15 protein-coding genes and 1 pseudogene are annotated in these 17,376 nt (G+C 61.5%); 9 read left to right on the forward strand and 7 right to left on the reverse strand.

Features of this window, described 5'->3' with window-relative positions; translation table 11 throughout:
* Both QYE47_RS05015 and QYE47_RS05020 read left to right on the forward strand, forming a co-directional pair.
* Nucleotides 1-1,128: pseudogene (locus tag QYE47_RS05015) on the forward strand (hypothetical protein); the annotation flags it as partial.
* 4 nt (nt 1,129-1,132) lie between these two features.
* The gene (locus QYE47_RS05020; protein ID WP_070383800.1) at nt 1,133-2,011 is read left to right on the forward strand and encodes a DUF6708 domain-containing protein; all 879 of its coding nucleotides are present in this window, start codon (nt 1,133-1,135) and stop codon (nt 2,009-2,011) included.
* A 209-nt stretch (nt 2,012-2,220) separates the two neighbouring features.
* On the opposite strand, the gene QYE47_RS05025 is transcribed toward QYE47_RS05020, so the two are convergent.
* Complete coding sequence (locus QYE47_RS05025) at nt 2,221-4,407, reverse strand: OsmC domain/YcaO domain-containing protein (protein WP_014590666.1); 2,187 nt, start codon at nt 4,405-4,407, stop codon at nt 2,221-2,223.
* 270 nt (nt 4,408-4,677) lie between these two features.
* Between QYE47_RS05025 and QYE47_RS05030 the strand changes: the two genes are divergently transcribed.
* From QYE47_RS05030 to QYE47_RS05040, 3 genes are read left to right on the forward strand one after another with little or no spacing between them, the layout of a single operon-like run.
* Complete coding sequence (locus QYE47_RS05030; RefSeq protein WP_014590665.1) at nt 4,678-5,133, forward strand: (2Fe-2S)-binding protein; 456 nt, start codon at nt 4,678-4,680, stop codon at nt 5,131-5,133.
* Entirely contained in the window at nt 5,133-7,385 is a 2,253-nt protein-coding gene (locus QYE47_RS05035; protein WP_014590664.1) for a molybdopterin cofactor-binding domain-containing protein, read from the forward strand. The genes QYE47_RS05030 and QYE47_RS05035 overlap by 1 nt, the downstream gene beginning before the upstream one ends.
* Nucleotides 7,386-7,403: 18 nt before the next feature.
* Nucleotides 7,404-8,747, forward strand: a complete 1,344-nt coding sequence (locus QYE47_RS05040) for a cytochrome c (protein ID WP_014590663.1) — start codon at nt 7,404-7,406, stop codon at nt 8,745-8,747.
* A gap of 68 nt (nt 8,748-8,815) precedes the next feature.
* Here QYE47_RS05040 and QYE47_RS05045 read toward each other — a convergent pair whose 3' ends face one another.
* The 4 genes from QYE47_RS05045 to QYE47_RS05060 all read right to left on the reverse strand — a co-directional run bounded on the left by QYE47_RS05045 (nt 8,816) and on the right by QYE47_RS05060 (nt 11,029).
* Nucleotides 8,816-9,604, reverse strand: a complete 789-nt coding sequence (locus QYE47_RS05045) for an ABC transporter substrate-binding protein (protein WP_014590662.1) — start codon at nt 9,602-9,604, stop codon at nt 8,816-8,818.
* A 207-nt stretch (nt 9,605-9,811) separates the two neighbouring features.
* Nucleotides 9,812-10,453: a LysE family translocator gene (locus QYE47_RS05050; RefSeq protein ID WP_014590661.1), complete on the reverse strand. Its 642-nt coding sequence runs from the start codon at nt 10,451-10,453 to the stop codon at nt 9,812-9,814.
* 49 nt (nt 10,454-10,502) lie between these two features.
* Nucleotides 10,503-10,703 (reverse strand): DUF1289 domain-containing protein, encoded by a 201-nt coding sequence (locus tag QYE47_RS05055; protein WP_014590660.1) that lies wholly within the window; start codon nt 10,701-10,703, stop codon nt 10,503-10,505.
* Between the two features lie 8 nt (nt 10,704-10,711).
* Nucleotides 10,712-11,029 (reverse strand): hypothetical protein, encoded by a 318-nt coding sequence (locus tag QYE47_RS05060; protein WP_004577480.1) that lies wholly within the window; start codon nt 11,027-11,029, stop codon nt 10,712-10,714.
* 314 nt (nt 11,030-11,343) lie between these two features.
* Between QYE47_RS05060 and QYE47_RS05065 the strand changes: the two genes are divergently transcribed.
* The gene (locus tag QYE47_RS05065) at nt 11,344-13,089 is read left to right on the forward strand and encodes a BCCT family transporter (RefSeq protein ID WP_014590659.1); all 1,746 of its coding nucleotides are present in this window, start codon (nt 11,344-11,346) and stop codon (nt 13,087-13,089) included.
* Between the two features lie 80 nt (nt 13,090-13,169).
* Here QYE47_RS05065 and QYE47_RS05070 read toward each other — a convergent pair whose 3' ends face one another.
* Nucleotides 13,170-13,649 carry a VOC family protein gene (locus QYE47_RS05070; protein ID WP_014590658.1) on the reverse strand — a complete coding sequence of 160 codons (480 nt, stop codon included), beginning with the start codon at nt 13,647-13,649 and terminating at the stop codon, nt 13,170-13,172.
* Between the two features lie 196 nt (nt 13,650-13,845).
* Here QYE47_RS05070 and QYE47_RS05075 point away from each other — a divergent pair, with 196 nt between their 5' ends.
* Entirely contained in the window at nt 13,846-14,496 is a 651-nt protein-coding gene (locus QYE47_RS05075; RefSeq protein WP_070383799.1) for a TIGR04211 family SH3 domain-containing protein, read from the forward strand.
* Nucleotides 14,497-14,562: 66 nt separating this feature from the next.
* Here QYE47_RS05075 and QYE47_RS05080 read toward each other — a convergent pair whose 3' ends face one another.
* Entirely contained in the window at nt 14,563-15,441 is an 879-nt protein-coding gene (locus QYE47_RS05080) for a LysR family transcriptional regulator (RefSeq protein ID WP_070383798.1), read from the reverse strand.
* A gap of 155 nt (nt 15,442-15,596) precedes the next feature.
* On the opposite strand from QYE47_RS05080, the gene argC reads away from it, so the two are divergent.
* Both argC and QYE47_RS05090 read left to right on the forward strand, forming a co-directional pair.
* Nucleotides 15,597-16,538, forward strand: coding sequence for an N-acetyl-gamma-glutamyl-phosphate reductase (gene argC / locus QYE47_RS05085; protein WP_070383797.1), 942 nt, complete (start codon nt 15,597-15,599; stop codon nt 16,536-16,538).
* A gap of 76 nt (nt 16,539-16,614) precedes the next feature.
* Nucleotides 16,615-17,301, forward strand: a complete 687-nt coding sequence (locus tag QYE47_RS05090) for a GNAT family N-acetyltransferase (RefSeq protein WP_014590654.1) — start codon at nt 16,615-16,617, stop codon at nt 17,299-17,301.
* Nucleotides 17,302-17,376 lie beyond the last annotated feature (75 nt).

Below are 17,376 nucleotides of genomic sequence, written 5' to 3' on the forward strand. Positions count from 1 at the left end.
TTCCTTGGGTTGCTCACCTCCGGCGGTGGTGGTGGTTTAAACGCAGGGATGCTGTGGTTCAACATCTTATCGCTCAAGACGGCCTACAACAGCCTGCAGAAGAGTGATGCACCGGAATACACCCTGGGGTTCGCTTCTTCTGTCTTCGGGGTGATTGGTGCAGCGGCGGCGACATTGGTCAGCGTGCGGGCGACGCAAAAGGCCATGATGTTGAAGTGGATCTCAACGGCGCCAGGCATGGCCTTTGGTAACGGCATCATCAACTTTCTGACGAGTAATCTTTTCGCGCGGGCATCAGGCTACCCGGCGATAATAATGGGGTTTTCCTCAGATATTTTTAAGGCAATACGTCAATGGCAGAACGGCAATCTTATTTCAGGCTTATATACAGCGGCTGCCAGCGCGACTACTGCTTTAGGTTCGATTCTTGTTCTAGAAGGAAGCCTTGCCATCGCAGGCACGACAGTCCTCATTCCCTTTGCAGGCTGGACAGCAGCTGGAATCGCCTTGATCGGAGCAACTTTGATCGGTGGAGGTCTATTCCTCTACTCAAAAGCTCACTCCCGCCTTCACAGCCCTTTAGAATTATGGGCCAGCAGAAGCATCTTCGGGACAAGGGAAAACGATGGAGAAATACGGGAGAATATAAAGTTAGACTTTGATAAAAAATTGCCACCCTTTCGCCACATCCACGAAGAAATCAAGTCATGGCAGATTGAATTTTTCTCACCGAAAGCATTGTTGGCACCGTACTCTGAGCAGCTCGGCTTAGGCGCCCTAACGACACATTTGGATATAAATAACAAATGGCCAACACCTGACTGGGCAACAATTATCCATACCCAGGTCACTAAACAAAACGCAACACTCGAGCTAACTATACTTTTACCAGAATTCGTAGTAGGTCAAAGCGAATGGTCAGGGAGTTTAGTGAGCCAGAATCTCGACAGGCAGACAACCCCACTCCAAATAACCCCTGACTGCCATATCACCCAAGCAGGTTTATTACTTCATTACAAAACTGATGCTAGACAAATCAGGTCTGCCACGCTAACGATTAATTACTATACCAACCAAGGACTGGATGACGACACTCCTTCTACTACCACTATTCATCTGGAACGCTAAACCTATGGCGACTATCTGGCTTTTTAATCAAGCCCACAATTCAGGATTCAAGCCAAAAATTTCCGGACAACTTATCCAAACAACCAGTTCACACTTATGCCTGCGCAACCCTTGGGTGTCCGACTCTGTATTCATGGGAAAAATCTACACTGCCATGTTTCTATTTACCTGGATATTATCATGTTACAATCTCATTAATGAAAATATAGACTACTCAATCAACGGCGGCGACATTTTCGTTGCCATCCTGATCTCACTCCCCTTTATTTTTACCCCATTCTTAGCCTACAGAATACTTTTCATAAAAAACTTATCGAACATATATTTAAATCGACACACAAAGAAAATCTACTATAAGCGATTCAAAAAACTCATAATATTTGACTGGAGCCAAGTCGCAGGCGGTCTTTTCAGTCGCACAGAATTCAGTGGTTCCTCCTTCACTACCAGCTATGCCCTCGCCTTCGCCCCCCGCCGCGAAGACGGCAGCCTGCATCAAAAAGACTGCCTCTGGATCGACAGCAACGAACCCACCGAACCGGGCGTCAAGCATGTCGCCGAGGCATGGGAATACCTGCGCCACTTCATGGACCACGGCCCGGACAAACTCCCCCCGCCCGGTGAACCCAACTGGTGGCACAAGCCACTGCACGCCATCTGCCTGACCCCGGCAGAAGCCTGGCGCCACTACGCCCCTTGGCGAACCGGTGAGCCCGGTGAAATGCAGGGCAAAAAGAACTGGCAATTGCCGTTCTGGGCGGTGCTGTTCCCCTACAACCTGACCGTCGCTCTCTGTTGGTACTGTGTCTGCAAGCTTTTCAATGTCCGTGCAGCGCCACCACCGGCGGAGGCTTTCGAAGTTGGGCCTGCTAAGCCCGAATAGTCACCACCTGAAGTGGATAGGAAGAGAACGCTACGCCCCTGGATGGCAACGCGGCAAGACAGAATGAGGATGGCGCCCAGATCAAAGGGCTGTAGGACGGCTCCTGACTTATCGCAGGCAAGCCAGCGTCCACAGGTTCGGCACAAATCTCAAGAGCGGTGCAATACCTGTGGCGCTGGCTTGCCGGCGGTGATTGGGCGCAGCGCCTGTCAGGCGAACTTGGCCCGGGCCGCGTGCAGTTTCTTGTAGCTGTCGATCAGGCGCAGGTGGCGATCAAGGCCTTCGAGCTTCATGCTGGTCGGGGTCAGGCCATGGAAGCGCACACTGCCGTCCAACGAGCCCAATACCGCGTCCATGCGCGCATTGCCGAACATACGGCGGAAGTTGGCTTCGTAGTCATCCATCTCCAGTTCGTCATCCAACTGCACTTCCAGCACCACGTTCAGCGCCTGGTAGAACAGGCCGCGGTCTACGGTGTTGTCGTTGAACTGCAAGAATGCCTCGACCAGTTCCTTGGCATCCTCGAAACGCTGCACCGCGAGGCAGATCAACAACTTCAGTTCGAGAATGGTCAGTTGGCCCCACACTGTGTTTTCGTCGAACTCCACACCGATCAGCGTGGTGATGGTGGTGTAGTCATCCACATCGCAGTTGTCCAGGCGCTTGAGCAGCAGCTTCAGCGAGCGGCTGTCGAGGCTGTGCAGGTTGAGGATGTCGGCACGGAACGACAAGGCGCGGTTGGTGTTGTCCCAGATCAGGTCCTCGACCGGGTAGATTTCCGAGTAGCCTGGCACCAGGATACGGCACGCGGTGGCACCAAGGTTGTCGTACACCGCCATGTACACTTCCTTGCCCAGGTCTTCCAGGATGCCGAACAGCGTCGCGGCCTCCTGCTGGTTGGAGTCCTCGCCGTGCCCGGAGAAGTCCCACTCGACGAATTCGAAGTCGGCCTTGGCGCTGAAGAAGCGCCACGACACCACGCCGCTAGAGTCGATGAAATGCTCGACGAAGTTGTTCGGCTCGGTCAGCGCATGGCTTTCGAAGGTGGGTTGCGGCAGGTCGTTCAGGCCTTCGAAGCTGCGACCCTGCAGCAGTTCGGTGAGGCTGCGCTCCAGCGCCACTTCCAGGCTCGGATGGGCACCGAACGAGGCAAACACACCACCCGTGCGCGGGTTCATCAAGGTCACGCACATGACCGGGAACTCGCCCCCCAGCGACGCATCCTTGACCAACACCGGGAAGCCTTGCTCTTCCAGGCCCTGGATGCCAGCGAGGATCGCTGGGTATTTGGCCAGCACCTCTTGCGGCACGTCCGGCAGGCACAACTCGCCCTCGAGGATTTCGCGCTTCACCGCGCGCTCGAAAATTTCCGACAGGCACTGCACCTGCGCCTCGGCCAAGGTGTTGCCCGCGCTCATGCCATTGCTGAGGAACAGGTTTTCGATCAGGTTGGACGGAAAGTACACCACCTGCTGGTCGGACTGGCGCACAAACGGCAGCGAACAGATGCCCCGCGCCGTGTTACCCGAGTTGGTGTCATACAGGTGCGAACCACGCAGCTCCCCGTCAGGGTTGTATATCGCCAGGCAGTGCTCATCGAGGATCTCGGCCGGCAGCGCGTCGCGCGGGCCCGGCTTGAACCACTGTTCGTTCGGGTAGTGCACGAACGGGGCGTTGGCCAGGTCCTCGCCCCAGAACTGGTCGTTGTAGAAGAAGTTGCAGTTGAGGCGCTCGATGAACTCGCCCAGCGCCGAGGCCAGCGCAGCCTCCTTGGTGGCCCCTTTACCGTTGGTAAAGCACATCGGCGACTGCGCATCGCGTACGTGCAGCGACCAGACGTTAGGGACAATGTTGCGCCACGAGGCGATCTCGATCTTCATCCCCAGCCCGGCGAGGATGCCCGACATGTTGGCAATGGTCTGCTCCAGCGGCAGGTCCTTGCCGGGGATATAGGTGCTGGTGTCCGACACCGGCATCAGCAACCCCTGGGCATCGGCATCGAGGTTGTCGACCACTTCGATCACGAACTCAGGGCCGGTCTGCACCACCTTTTTTACCGTGCAGCGGTCGATGGAGCGCAGGATGCCTTGACGGTCCTTGTCGGAGATGTCTTCGGGCAGTTCGACCTGGATCTTGAAGATCTGGTTGTAGCGGTTTTCCGGATCGACGATGTTGTTCTGCGACAGGCGGATGTTTTCGGTGGGAATATCGCGGGTCTGGCAGTACAGCTTGACGAAGTAAGCCGCGCACAAGGCCGAAGACGCCAGGAAATAGTCGAACGGGCCTGGGGCCGAACCATCGCCTTTGTAGCGGATAGGTTGGTCGGCGATCACCGTGAAGTCATCGAATTTGGCTTCGAGACGGAGATTGTCGAGAAAATTGACCTTGATTTCCATGCGGGATTACCGTGATTTAAGCGTGCAAAACGAAATTGGCCGGCATTATCCGGGTTTTCGTTGCGCAAGTCCTGTTCAACGCCGACCGCAGGCTTGATTTTTCGAAGCTGGCTTGCGTATTCCGCCGGATTACTTGCCTGATCCTCTGAAGCCACCTCCGCCACCAGACCAGCGGTCATCCTCCTGTGCTAGCGTTTCTGCACCGGGGGACAACGTATTCCCCATGCAGAAAAAACACAGCGACAACAACCGTGACGGGCAGGTGAAACCATGGAACTACGCATCAACCAGAAGACCTATCAGGTCGAGGCGGACGCCGACACGCCCCTGCTGTGGGTAATCCGCGATGACTTGGGGCTGACCGGCACCAAGTATGGCTGCGGCTTGGCCCAATGCGGCGCCTGTTCGGTGCTGGTGGACGGCACCGTGGTGCGCGCCTGCGTTACCCCGGTGGCCGGTGTGGTGGGGCGTGAGGTCACCACCATCGAGGCGATCGAGGCCGACCCCGTCGGCAAACGGGTAGTCGCCGCCTGGGTCGAGCACCAGGTGGCTCAATGCGGCTATTGCCAGTCCGGCCAGGTCATGGCAGCCACGGCGCTGCTCAAGCACACACCCAAACCCAGCGATGCGCAGATCGATACAGCCATGGTCAACCTGTGCCGCTGCGGCACCTACAACGCCATCCATGCCGCCGTGCATGACCTGGCCCAGGGGGAGCAGGCCTGATGAACACGCCAGTCGATACACCTGCCGAACTGCTCAGGCTGCAGCGGGGCGAAACGATCAATCTGTCACGTCGGCGCTTTCTTGCCGGCACCGCAGTCGGTGCCCTGGTGCTAGGTTTCGGCTTACCCATGGGCCCGGCCCGCGTGCAGGCAGCCGCCGCTGCGGCAACTGCGGAACGAGGCACCCAGGTGCCTGCATTTCTGGAGATTCGCCCGGACGGTACGGTGCGCCTGCTGAGTCCGTTCATGGAAGGCGGGCAAGGCCCGTTCACCGCCATGGCGCAGATTGTGGGTGAAGAACTGGATGTCGACCCGGCCCATTTCGTGGTCGATAGCGCACCACCGGGCGAAGCCTACGTGGTGATGGAGAACGGCATGCGCATCACCGGAGGCAGCATGTCGGTGCGCATGAGCTACCCGACCATGCGCCGTCTGGGCGCGCTCGCCCGGGGCATGCTGCTGCAGGCGGGCGCCGAACACCTGGGTGTACCGGTCGATGAGCTTTCTACCACACCGGGTAACGTAGTACATACCACGACCGGACGTTCCGTACCCTACGGTGAGCTGGCCGGTCGCGCCATGGACCTGCCGGTGCCCGACCCGGCCAGCGTCAAGCTGCGTGACCCCAGCCAGTTTCGCTGGATTGGAAAGCCCGTACGCCGCCTGGATGCCTACGACAAGTCCACCGGCAAGGCCCAGTACTGCATCGACATCAAAGTCGACGGCATGCTCCACGCTGCCGTGCAGCATGCACCGCGCCTGGGCATGACGGTTGGGAGCCTGCGCAACGAAGACCAGGTCAAGGCCATGAAAGGCGTACATTCTGTGCATCAGTTGCCAGGCGCCGTGGCTGTGGTCGCCGAGCGCTGGTGGCACGCCAAGCGTGCAGTGGAGGCGATGCAGGTGGACTGGAAAGAACCGGCCGCCGACAGCAAAGTGCGCCCGATGCCGGCCGATTTTTCCAGCGACGCCTGGCGCGAACACCTCGCGACGGTGCAAGGGCCGTCCCGTGATGAAGAGAACGAAGGGGATATTGCCGGCGCCTTGGCCAACGCCAAGACCCAGGTCGAGGCCAGCTACCACAACCAGTACCTGAACCATGCCCAGCTGGAGCCACCGTCCGCCCTCGCCCGCTTCAACCCGGACGGCAGCCTCGACGTCTGGCTGCCCAACCAGGCCCCGGACATGTTCCGTGACGACATTGCCAGACGCACCGGCCTGGAGCCTGCACAAATCAACCTGCACTCGCCGCTGCTGGGCGGCTTCTTTGGCCGCCACTTCCTGTACGACTCTGCCAACCCCTACCCGCAGGCCATTGCCCTGGCCAAAGCGGTTGGCCGGCCGGTGAAGCTTATCTGGAGCCGCGAGGAGGAGTTTTTGCGCGATGTACTGCGCCCCGTCGCAGTGGTGAAGTTCCGCGCCGGGCTGGACGCAGACGGTATGCCAGTGGCGCTCGAAGCGGTCAGCGCCACCGAGGGCCCAACCGAAGCCCTTGCTGGAAAACAAGGGGAGAAGATCGACCCGACCGCGCTTGAGGGGCTGTCAGGCAAGTCCTACGCCATCGCCAACAAGCGCATCGCCCAGATCTATGTCAAAGGCCCGGCCATGCTCGGTTACTGGCGCTCGGTAGGTAACTCGCTGAACGACTTCTTCTACGAATCATTCCTGGACGAACTGGCTGACAAAGGCGGCAAGGACCCGTTTGAACTGCGCCTGCACCTGCTGCGCGACAACCCGAGACTGACCAACCTGCTGAACGCAGTGGCCGACTTGTCCGGGGGCTGGAAGCGCGGACCGTTCACCGCCGAGGACGGCAGCAAGCGCGCACGCGGCGTGGCCATGGCCTCACCGTTCGGCTCGGAGGCTGCGGTCATTGCAGAGGTTTCCATAGACAACGGCCAGGTCAGGGTGCACGACATCTGGCAAGCCATCGACCCGGGCAGCATCGTCAACCCGGCGATCATCGAGCATCAGGTCAACGGCGCCGTCGCCCTGGGCCTGTCGCAGACGCTGGTGGAAGAAGCGGTGTACGTGGATGGCAAGCCGCGCGCACGCAATTATGACCTGTACCCGATCCTGCCGCCTTCGCGCATGGCGCGGGTACATGTGCGCATCATCGAAAGCGGGGCGAAGATGGGCGGCATCGGCGAACCACCGCTGCCCGCCGTGGCCCCGGCGGTGGCCAATGCGGTCGCGCAGCTCACTGGCCAGCGCGTGCGCAGTTTGCCATTGAGCCGCCACACCTTCAGCTGATCGCACAAGGGACGCCTCATGACCCATCGTTTCGCAAGAACCGCTGGCTGGCTGGCGCTGCCGTGCCTGGTCGCGGCGGGCCTGCTGGCCTGGTATGTCACCCGTGAACCCGCATCGCCGTTTGCCGACGCACAGGCCACTGCTGCCGACCCGGCGCTGGTCAGCCGCGGCGAATACGTAGCCCGGCTCAGTGATTGCGTGGCCTGCCATAGCCTGCCGGATGGCAAACCGTTCGCCGGCGGGTTGGAAATGGCCACCCCGCTGGGGGCGATCCACGCCACCAACATCACCCCCGACCGCGACAGCGGCATCGGTAACTACACCCTGGCCGACTTCGACCGCGCCGTGCGCCAGGGTGTCGCGCCTGGTGGCCGACGGCTGTACCCGGCCATGCCTTACCCGTCCTACGCCAAGCTCAGCGATGATGATGTCAAGGCGCTGTATGCGTTCTTCATGCACGGCGTGCAACCGGCGCGGCAGGCCAACCTGGCCAGCGACATCCCCTGGCCGCTGAACCTGCGCTGGCCCATCGCCTTGTGGAACGGCCTGTTCGCCGCCACCACGCCTTACACCGACAAGGCCGGGGAGGATGCACAGTGGAACCGTGGCGCCTATATCGTCCAGGGCCCCGGACACTGCGGCAGTTGCCATACGCCACGTGGCCTGGCCTTCAATGAAAAGGCGCTGGATGACAGCGGCAAGCCGTTCCTGTCCGGCGCACTGCTCGACGGCTGGTATGCACCCAGTCTGCGCGCCGACCACAACACCGGGTTGGGGCGCTGGAGCGAGGCAGAGATCGCGCAGTTTCTGAAGACCGGACGCAACCGGCATGCAGTGGTATATGGTTCGATGACCGAGGCGTTCAACAACTCCACGCAATTCATGCGTGACGACGACCTGGCTGCCATCGCCCACTACCTGAAGTCGCTGCCCGGCGACCCTCAACGTGACGGCGCACCATGGCAATACCAGGCCGAATCGCTAGCGACACGGCTGGACAGCCCAGGAGCGCGCACCTACGTGACACGCTGTGCGTCATGCCACGGCCTGGACGGCAAGGGCCAGGCCGAATGGATGCCCCCCTTGGCCGGGGCAACCTCGGCACTGGCCAAGGAGAGCGCCTCGGCAATCAATATCACGCTCAATGGTTCGCAGCGGGTGGTGGCTGCAGGGGTGCCGGATGCCTATCGTATGCCGGCTTTGCGCGAACAGTTGAGTGATCAGGAGATTGCCGACGTGCTCAGCTTTGTGCGTACGGCCTGGGGCAACCAAGGAGGGGCGGTGGATGCGCAGGCGGTAGGCAAGCTGCGTGGGCATACCGACCCGGCCAGCAGCAGCCCCATCATCTTGCATATGCGTTGAATTGGAGTGGCACATGTACCGACGCGAGGCTGCGCCCACAAAAACCGCGCAGCGCATGAGCCACTCTGTCACTGCCACCGCTCCAGATTCTGTTTCAACCACTGCTCGGGCAAGGCCCCGCCAACGATCTTCGCCATCTCCCGCGCCAGCGCCTCACGCAGCAGTGGCCGGTTGCAAGGCGACTCTTGTGAGATTGCCAGGTACAACCCTTCGCTGGAAACCGGTGGCTGCAATACCTGCACAGCGGCAGCGATGCCCAATGTGCGCGCCAGCGCCATGCCAGGATACTGCTCGTACACCACGTAATCGCTGCGCTTGTGCATCAGCTTTTCGAACGCCTGCCTGGCAGTGGGCACCGCCTCGAGGGTGAGATTGGCCTGAGCGTATTCATCGAACTGTTGGCCGTGGCTGTTGTTGACCAGAGTGCCACCCTTGCGGCCTTTGAGGTCGGCCCATTGCTGGTAGGCAAAGGCATTGTCCTGGCGCACCCAGATGACGCTGGGTGTGCGCAAAAACGGCGGGGCGATGAAGTCCACATGCTGTCGGCGCGCTTCGGTCAGGAAATACCCGGCCATCAAGTCGATCCGCCCGGTGCGCACTTCTTCCTGGGCTCGCGACCACGGCCCGGCGTAAACCACCTCTATGTCCATCCCCAACTGCTTGCCCAGGTATTTGAGCAGGTCGGCATTGGCACCGATCAGTCGTTGAGGGTTCAGCGGGTCGCGCCACAGGTACGGCGGGTATTCCGGGTTGCCTGTGGCGGTCAACTGTAGGCATCCATCATCCGCTGTGGCAGCCAGGGGCAGCAGTGACAGGCACATCAGGAGCAAGACGTGGCGAAAGCAACGCTCGATCATCTACGACCCTCGGCACATGAAACACCCGGCGATCCGGCGTAGTGGCCAAAGGCTGCCACCTGCCGTGGTCACCTGCAGCTATCATCTGCGCGCTGTAGACAGTCTGGACCATCAGCAACCCGCAGACGAGCCTTTCATCGTCCCGTTGATAAATCTGCCGAAGGACAGACAGTGAGCGCCTGCACGGCCGGCGACAAACTGGGCTTTTCAGGCACCCTGCCGTCGCATCGCCAGGATCGCCGCGCCAAAACCGATAAAGGTGGTGCCCACCACCCGGTTCACCCAGCGCGACAGCGATGGCCGGGTCAGCACCCCCTTGGCCCGCGCAGCCAGGGCGGCATACGCGCTCAGTGAAGTGAGTGACAAGGCCACGAAGATCCCGGTCAAGGTCAGGAACTGCGGCAATAGCGCAGCCCCTTGGTCGATGAACTGCGGGAACAGTGCTGTAAAGAACATGGTCGCCTTCGGGTTGGTCACTGCAGTCAGAAAAGCCGATTTGAACAGTTTCAGCGGCGTAGGCCGCACCTTGGCCGCACACTCTGCGGCACCCTGCTCCAGCATCGGGCTCTTCTTCAGCAGTTGTCGCGCACCCAGGTAGAACAGATAGCCCGCCCCCAGGATCTTCACGGCGTTGAACAGTATCTCAGAACTGGCCAGCAGTGCGCCTAGCCCCAGCATGGCCGCTGCCGACAGACAGAACAGACCCGTGCCATTGCCCAGCGACGACCAGATCGCGCTGCGCTGGCCATGGGCAAGGCTGTTGTTGATAGCCATCAAGGTGGCAGGGCCGGGGCTGGCGATCGCGATGGCAGCGACCAGGGTGAACGCGAACAGCGAGTGAGAATCCATTTCAGGCTCGTCAGACAGTCAGGAAAGGCTGCGTCAATTGCACGCAGGTTCAGCCGGCATTCTGCCGCTTGGCCACCTTTTTGGCGATAGCCTTCATTCGCGTCGCCGCACGCTGCACAGTGGCCATTTTCTCGGGCCTCTTCATGCCCCGCCACTTGCGGATTTCGTCACGGGTACGGCCGCAGCTCACGCACAGTTCGCTGTTGAGCTGGCATAACGAGACGCAGGGGTTGTCGATGTCTTTGGCCATGCCACTACTCAGCCAGGCAGTTCTGCCCGCGCACGTTCGCCAGCACTGTGGAAGACCTGGCGCACTTCCTCGGCCTTGACCTTGGTTACCGACCTGGCCACCAGCAACTCTTCGACCACGCGCAAGCCCTGCTCCAGGGCTGTTGCCAGTTGCTCGGCGTCGGAGGCGTCAGCGATATCACCCAGATAAGGAGCGATGAGATACACGTAACGGTCCTGCAGCTTGAGCGCTTCCAGCGCGTCGAGGGCTTTCTGGAACCGATCGGCAGCGGCAGGGCTCATGCTCAATTTATCGAAATGAATCAGGCTCACACGGTCAGTGGCCATTATGACGAATCTCCGTTTCCTGGTGCGGCCAGGCCCGCAAGCAGCAGCGCTTCTACGATGCTCGTATGTGCGGTCCCGGGTTATGCCTATCAGGGTACCAGAAGCCGAGACAGAAAGGGCCATTGCCCCCAGAACTAAAAGTATTTGCCAAGTCGCGCAATGGACGCCCCATGGCGTTATGGGGACATGAGCCGTTATCTGCTGCGCAGGATAATCCCGCCAGCAATCCACCCCGCCGAGGCCGTCATCGCGCTCGGCAGCCCACACAACAAGCCTGCGCGTTCAGGCAATACACAAATGGGGCCTCATCATACATGGCAAAGGAACACATCCCCGAAACACTCGATCTTGGCGTCACAGACCCCTCGAAAACCGCAGAAGCCCGCCAGGATCGGCATTTCGAGGGCAAGCTTGACTGGATCGTCTTTGGTTTCACCAGCCTCCTGACCATCGCCTTCGTGCTCTGGGGCTTCCTCAACCAGGCCAGCCTGGCCAGCAGCGCCTCCAGCGCGCAATCCTGGGTCATTCTCAATTTCGGCTGGTTCTTCGTGCTCACCTCCTCCCTCTTCGTGGTGTTCGTGCTGTGGCTGGCCGCCAGCCGTTACGGGCGGGTGCCGCTGGGCCGCGATGGCGAACAGCCAGAGTTCCGCACGGTGTCCTGGGTAGCGATGATGTTCAGCGCCGGCATGGGCATCGGCCTGATGTTCTTCGGCGTGGCCGAGCCGCTGTCGCACTACATATCGCCGCCGCCCGGCTCGGCCAGCGGGCAGACCAGCGAAGCGATGCAGGTGGCGATGGCCACCACCTTGTTCCACTGGACCCTGCACCCTTGGGCCATGTACGCCATCGTCGGCCTGGTAATTGCCTACGGCACCTTCCGCCGTGGCCGCTCGCAGCTGATTTCCGCCGCCTTCCGGCCGTTGATCGGCAAGCACGCAAACGGCCCCCTCGGCCGCCTTATCGACATGATGGCGATCTTCGCCACGCTGTTCGGCTCGGCCGCCTCGCTGGGCCTTGGGGCGCTGCAGATTGCCGGCGGCCTGGAATACAACGGCTGGATCGAAAGCCCCGGTAAACTGTTCTACATCTCGATCATCACCCTGCTGACCATTGCCTTCGTGACCTCGGCGGTGTCAGGCATCGGCAAGGGTATCCAGTGGCTGTCCAACACCAACATGGTGCTGGCACTGGTGCTGGCGGTGTTCGTGTTCATGGTCGGGCCGACGCTGCTGATGCTCAATCTGTTGCCGACCTCGCTCGGCATCTACATCAAGATGCTGCCGGAAATGATGGCCCGCACCAACGCCAGCGGCGGCGAGCAGATGAACAGCTGGCTGGCCGGCTGGACCGTGTTCTACTGGGCCTGGTGGATCTCCTGGACGCCTTTCGTGGGCATGTTCATCGCCCGCATCAGCCGCGGTCGCACCATTCGCCAGTTCGTTACCGGGGTGCTGTTGGTGCCAAGCCTGGTCAGCCTGGTGTGGTTCACCATCTTCGGTGGCGCCGCCATCGAGGCCGTGCGCGAGGGCGCCTTCCAGCTGGCCAACGGTGCGGTCAACAGCAACCACGCACTGTACCAGTTGCTGGACAGCTACCCGCTGGCCTCGGCAACCTCGGTGCTGGTGATGATCCTGGTGGGCATCTTTTTTGTTTCGGGTGCCGACGCCGCCTCGCTGGTGATGGGCACGCTGTCGGAACACGGCACCACCGCTCCATCGCGACGCACAGTGATTTTCTGGGGGACGCTGACCGGTACGGTGGCGGCCATCATGCTGGCGATCGGCGACCCAGGTAACCCTGGCGAAGCGCTGACCGGGTTGCAGAACCTGACCATCGTCGTGGCCTTGCCATTCGTGGTGGTGATGGTGCTGCTATGCCTGGCGCTGTACCGCGACCTGCGCAAGGACCCGATGATGCTGCGCCACCTGCGCGGCAACGAGCTGATCGAGAAGGCCGTACTGTATGGCGCGGTGAAGCATGGGGAGGAGTTCTACATTGTGGTGCAGGAGAAGAAGGCGTCGGCCAAGACAGCGGCAGAGGCCGAAGTAACCAGCAACTGACGGCGACAACCCGAAAACCACGGGCTGCCACGCAGCCCGTTCGCGATTCGAGGCCGCGCCTGCTGAAACACAGACCCGCTTCAACCTTTCAACGCCGCCGCTATCTTGGCCACATCGATCTTGCCCATCTGCATCATGGCCTCGAACGCACGCTTGGCCGCCGCACGGTCGGGGTGGCCGATGGCTTCGATGAGGATGCGTGGAGTGATCTGCCACGAAATCCCCCATTTGTCCTTGCACCAGCCGCAAACGCTGGCCTCGCCGTCGTTGCCGACAATGGCATCCCACAAGCGGTCGGTCTCTGCCTGGTCCGCGGTACTGACCTGGAACGAAAATGCCTCACAGTGCTTGAAGGCCGAGCCACCATTGAGCCCCACGCAAGGGATACCCATTACCGTGAATTCCACGGTGATCACATCGCCCTGCTTGCCTGAAGGGTAATCGGCGGGTGCCTGGTGCACAGCGACCACCCGGCTATCGGGGAAAGTTCGGGCATAGAAGTTCGCCGCCTCTTCGGCATCGTGGTCGTACCACAGGCAGATGGTATTCTTGGCAGTCATGGTCTTGCTCCAAGATCGAAGGTGAGCCTTGAGTCTAGCCCCATAGCCCCGGCGTACCGGTTCTGCCGACATTTCCGACATCAGGTAGTGAACCTGCCGACAAAAAAACGGTCTTTCGCTGACGGTCAACTCACCGACCGGTTCATCGGCCCAGTCACCGGGCCTACTTTTTGTCCTGTTTCAGTGAAGACCCAACATGCCCGATTCCCGCCCCAATCCTTCCCCCCTCCCTGCCCTGCGCATCGGCCTGATTGCCGCCTTGGTGAGTCTTGTCGCACCCGTGCACGCCGAAGAGCCTGCCAGCGATGCACGCTGGGTCAGTGACAGCCTGAGCACCTACGTGCGCAGCGGCCCGACCGACGGGCACCGCATTGTCGGCACGCTCAAGTCCGGGCAGAAGCTGACCCTGCTCGGCAGCCAAGGCAACTACAGCCAGGTGCGCGGGCAGAACGGCGATGTGGTGTGGATCCTCAGCAACGACCTGCAGACAGTACCCGGGCAGAACGAGCGCCTGCCATTGCTCGATGCCCAGGTCGCCGAACTGACCGGGCAGTTGAAGACCATCGACGACAGCTGGAAGAACCGCGTACAGGGCATGCAGGAAACGCTTGATTCGCGCAAGCAGCTGATTGACGAGCTGGAGGCGCGCAACAAGGCACTGAACGAGCAGCTCGATCAGAGCCAGTCGGACCTGCGCGATACCCAGGCCCGCCTGGGGGATGAGAACAAGCAGGTGATGATGCGCTACATGGTGTATGGCGGCAGCATTGCCGGTGCAGGCTTGCTGGCGGGGCTGATCCTGCCGGCACTGACCCGTGGGCGCAAGAAGAACGATCGCTGGTTCTGAGTTCGGCAAGGCGTCGGGGCTGGAACGTGCAGGCCTGCCACAGGTCTTGCCGCAGCGGAACCGCCCCTACCGCAACCGTTCCAGCGCCTCCAGCACATACCCCGTGGCCCGCTCCACCTGCCCTTCCCGACACGCAATACCCAACTGCCGCCACAACCCCGGCCGCAGCGGTCGGCGGGCAATGCGCCGGTCCAGTTCGGTCGCCTCCCCCTCCTGCGGCAACAATGTCGCCCCGTACCCGGCGCCAACCAGGCTCTTGATCGCATCGTTGTAGTTCAGCTCGATCCGCGGTTCGGGGTACAACCCCGCCGCTGCAAACCACTCGCCGGTAACCCGCGACAGCTGGGTGGTGCTGTCGTTCAGGATCAACGCCCGTTGCGCCAGCCACGCCGGGGTGATCCTGGCCGGTGGCTGCCAGTCGGCCGGCACATACGCCAGGATCGGGTCGCGCCGCCAGGGGGTGACCGTCAGCCCTTTGCCGGCCACCTGCGGCAAGGCCACAAGGCCGATATCCAGTGTGCCCTCACGCAAGCGCGCGAGCGACGCCCGGGAGGTCAGCACCTGGACCTGCACATCGATCCCCGGGTGCTCCACACGCAGGCGTGCCAGCGCCTGTGGCAGCAAATGGGCGATGGCACCGGTGGAGGCGCCCAGGCGCACACGCCCGGTCAACCCTGCGACCTGTCGGCGTACTTCGTCCAGCGCCAGGTCAGCGTCCGCCAGCAGGCGCCGGGCACGCCCCAGCAGTGTTTCACCGATGACGGTAGGCCGCACCTGGCCGCGGGTGCGGGTGAGCAACGGGGCGCCGATACGCGCCTCCAACTCGGCCACGTGCAAGCTGATGGTGGGCGGCGCCAGGTTAAGCTGGCGGGCGGCCTCGGCAAAGGAGCCCAGGTCGGTGATGACCACCAATGTGCGGAGGCGGTCGAGGCTGATTTCGCGCATTGTTCAGAGCCGGCCCTTTTGCGAGTAAACCCACAGGTTCACCACGCGTTTCAAACTCATTCAGAAAACCTGAATGTATCGATCATCATATTCAAATTTTCATTACCAACGCTACGGGCGAGCATAGGCTATCTTTCCCCAACCGGACCCCGAGCATGCACACCCCTGTTGTTTTCATCGACGGCGACCAAGGCACCACAGGCCTGCAGATCCATGCCCGCCTGCAGGGCCGTAGCGATCTTCGCCTGCTGACCCTCCCCGAGGCCGAGCGCAAGGACCCGCAACGCCGCTGCGAAGCGATCAACAGCGCCGACATCGCCCTGCTGTGCCTGCCCGACGACGCCGCCCGCGAGGCCGTGGCCGCAATCCACAACCCACGGGTGCGGGTGATCGACGCCAGCTCGGCGCACCGCACCACACCAGGCTGGGTGTATGGCCTGCCGGAGCTTGACGAACAGCAAGCCGAGCGCATCGCGCAAAGCAAGCGTGTCAGCAATCCCGGCTGCTATCCCACCGGCGCCATCGCGCTGCTGCACCCACTGGTCAAGGCTGGCTTGCTGCCTGCAGACTACCCCCTGAACATCCACGCCGTGTCTGGCTACTCCGGCGGTGGTCGCGCGGCGGTCGAGCGGCACGAACAGCCCGGCGCCGCCAAAGCGCCTGCGCTACAGCTGTATGGCCTGGAGCTGGCGCACAAGCACGTACCGGAGATCCAGCAGCACGCGGGGTTGTCGGCGCGGCCGATGTTCATGCCCGGCTATGGCGCCTACCGCCAAGGCATCGTGCTGAGCATTCCGCTGCAGCTTCGCCTGCTGCCTGGACAGGTCAGCGCCGAGCAGCTGCAAGGCTGCCTGGAACAGCATTACCAGGGTGCCCGCCATGTTCAGGTGATGCCTCTGCATCAGGGCCGCGCTGCGGCAAACCTCGACCCCGAGGCATTGAACGGCAGCAATGACCTGCGCCTGGCGCTGTACGCCAACCCCGAGCATGGCCAGGTACTGCTCACCGCAGTGTTCGACAACCTGGGCAAAGGTGCCTCTGGTGCTGCCGTGCAAAACCTCGACCTGATGCTCGGTGCCTTACAGGCACACGGCTGATACGGCAAAACCGGTTAGACTGTACAACCCGCGCCAACACAGCGCGGGTCGTATTCTCATCCGCCGGAGCCCCCAGATGTTCATCCTGAGCCGCCTCGACAGCGTGCCGCCCGAATCTTTCCAGAACCAGATCCGCGAGCTGGTCATTCACAATGTCGGCGAATTGAGCAGTGTCGCCATCGCCGTCGACAACCCGCTGTACCCGCTGTACCAGTACGGCGTTGGCATGGAAGTCCACCAGTACCTGCAAGCGCTGGACGGCACCCGCGGTCTGGCCGTGGCGCTTACCCTGGCGCTGGATGCCGAAGCACCGGACCAGTTGCTGGGCTTTGCGCTGTCGCTGCCAGCCCAGGACGATGGGCAGGCCTGTGCATTGGCCTTTCTGGCCGTGTGCGCCAGCCATCGCCGCCAGGGCATCGCCCGTGCTCTGCTGGGCGACCTGCGCTCACGCCATGCCTGCGTAGAGCTGAACGCCTTTGCCAACCAGGTGCCGTGGTTCGAGGCGATGGGCATGCAAGTGGTGGCCGCCAACGGCCCGCAGGTGCTGATGAGCAGTACCGGCCACCCCAGTGATGCGCTGATCGGGCGTTTGGACATTGCGCCGATTTATCAGACGGCTGAAGTGCTGCAGATTCACACCTATCTGCTTAACCAGCAGGGTGAGGATGCAATGATCGAAGCGGAGCAGATGCGCGATGAGCGGCTGGATGAGCTGACCGCTCAGGCCCAGGAATGTGTGCGCCAGCGCAAGACCGTGCATTGATCCGATGGCCTGTTCGCGGGCTTGCCCGCTCCCACAGAAAAACCGTAAGGCCCAAGGCCGGTGATGCACCTGTGG

The organism is Pseudomonas sp. 2,4-D (assembly GCF_030418155.1).
GTDB lineage: Bacteria > Pseudomonadota > Gammaproteobacteria > Pseudomonadales > Pseudomonadaceae > Aquipseudomonas > Aquipseudomonas alloputida.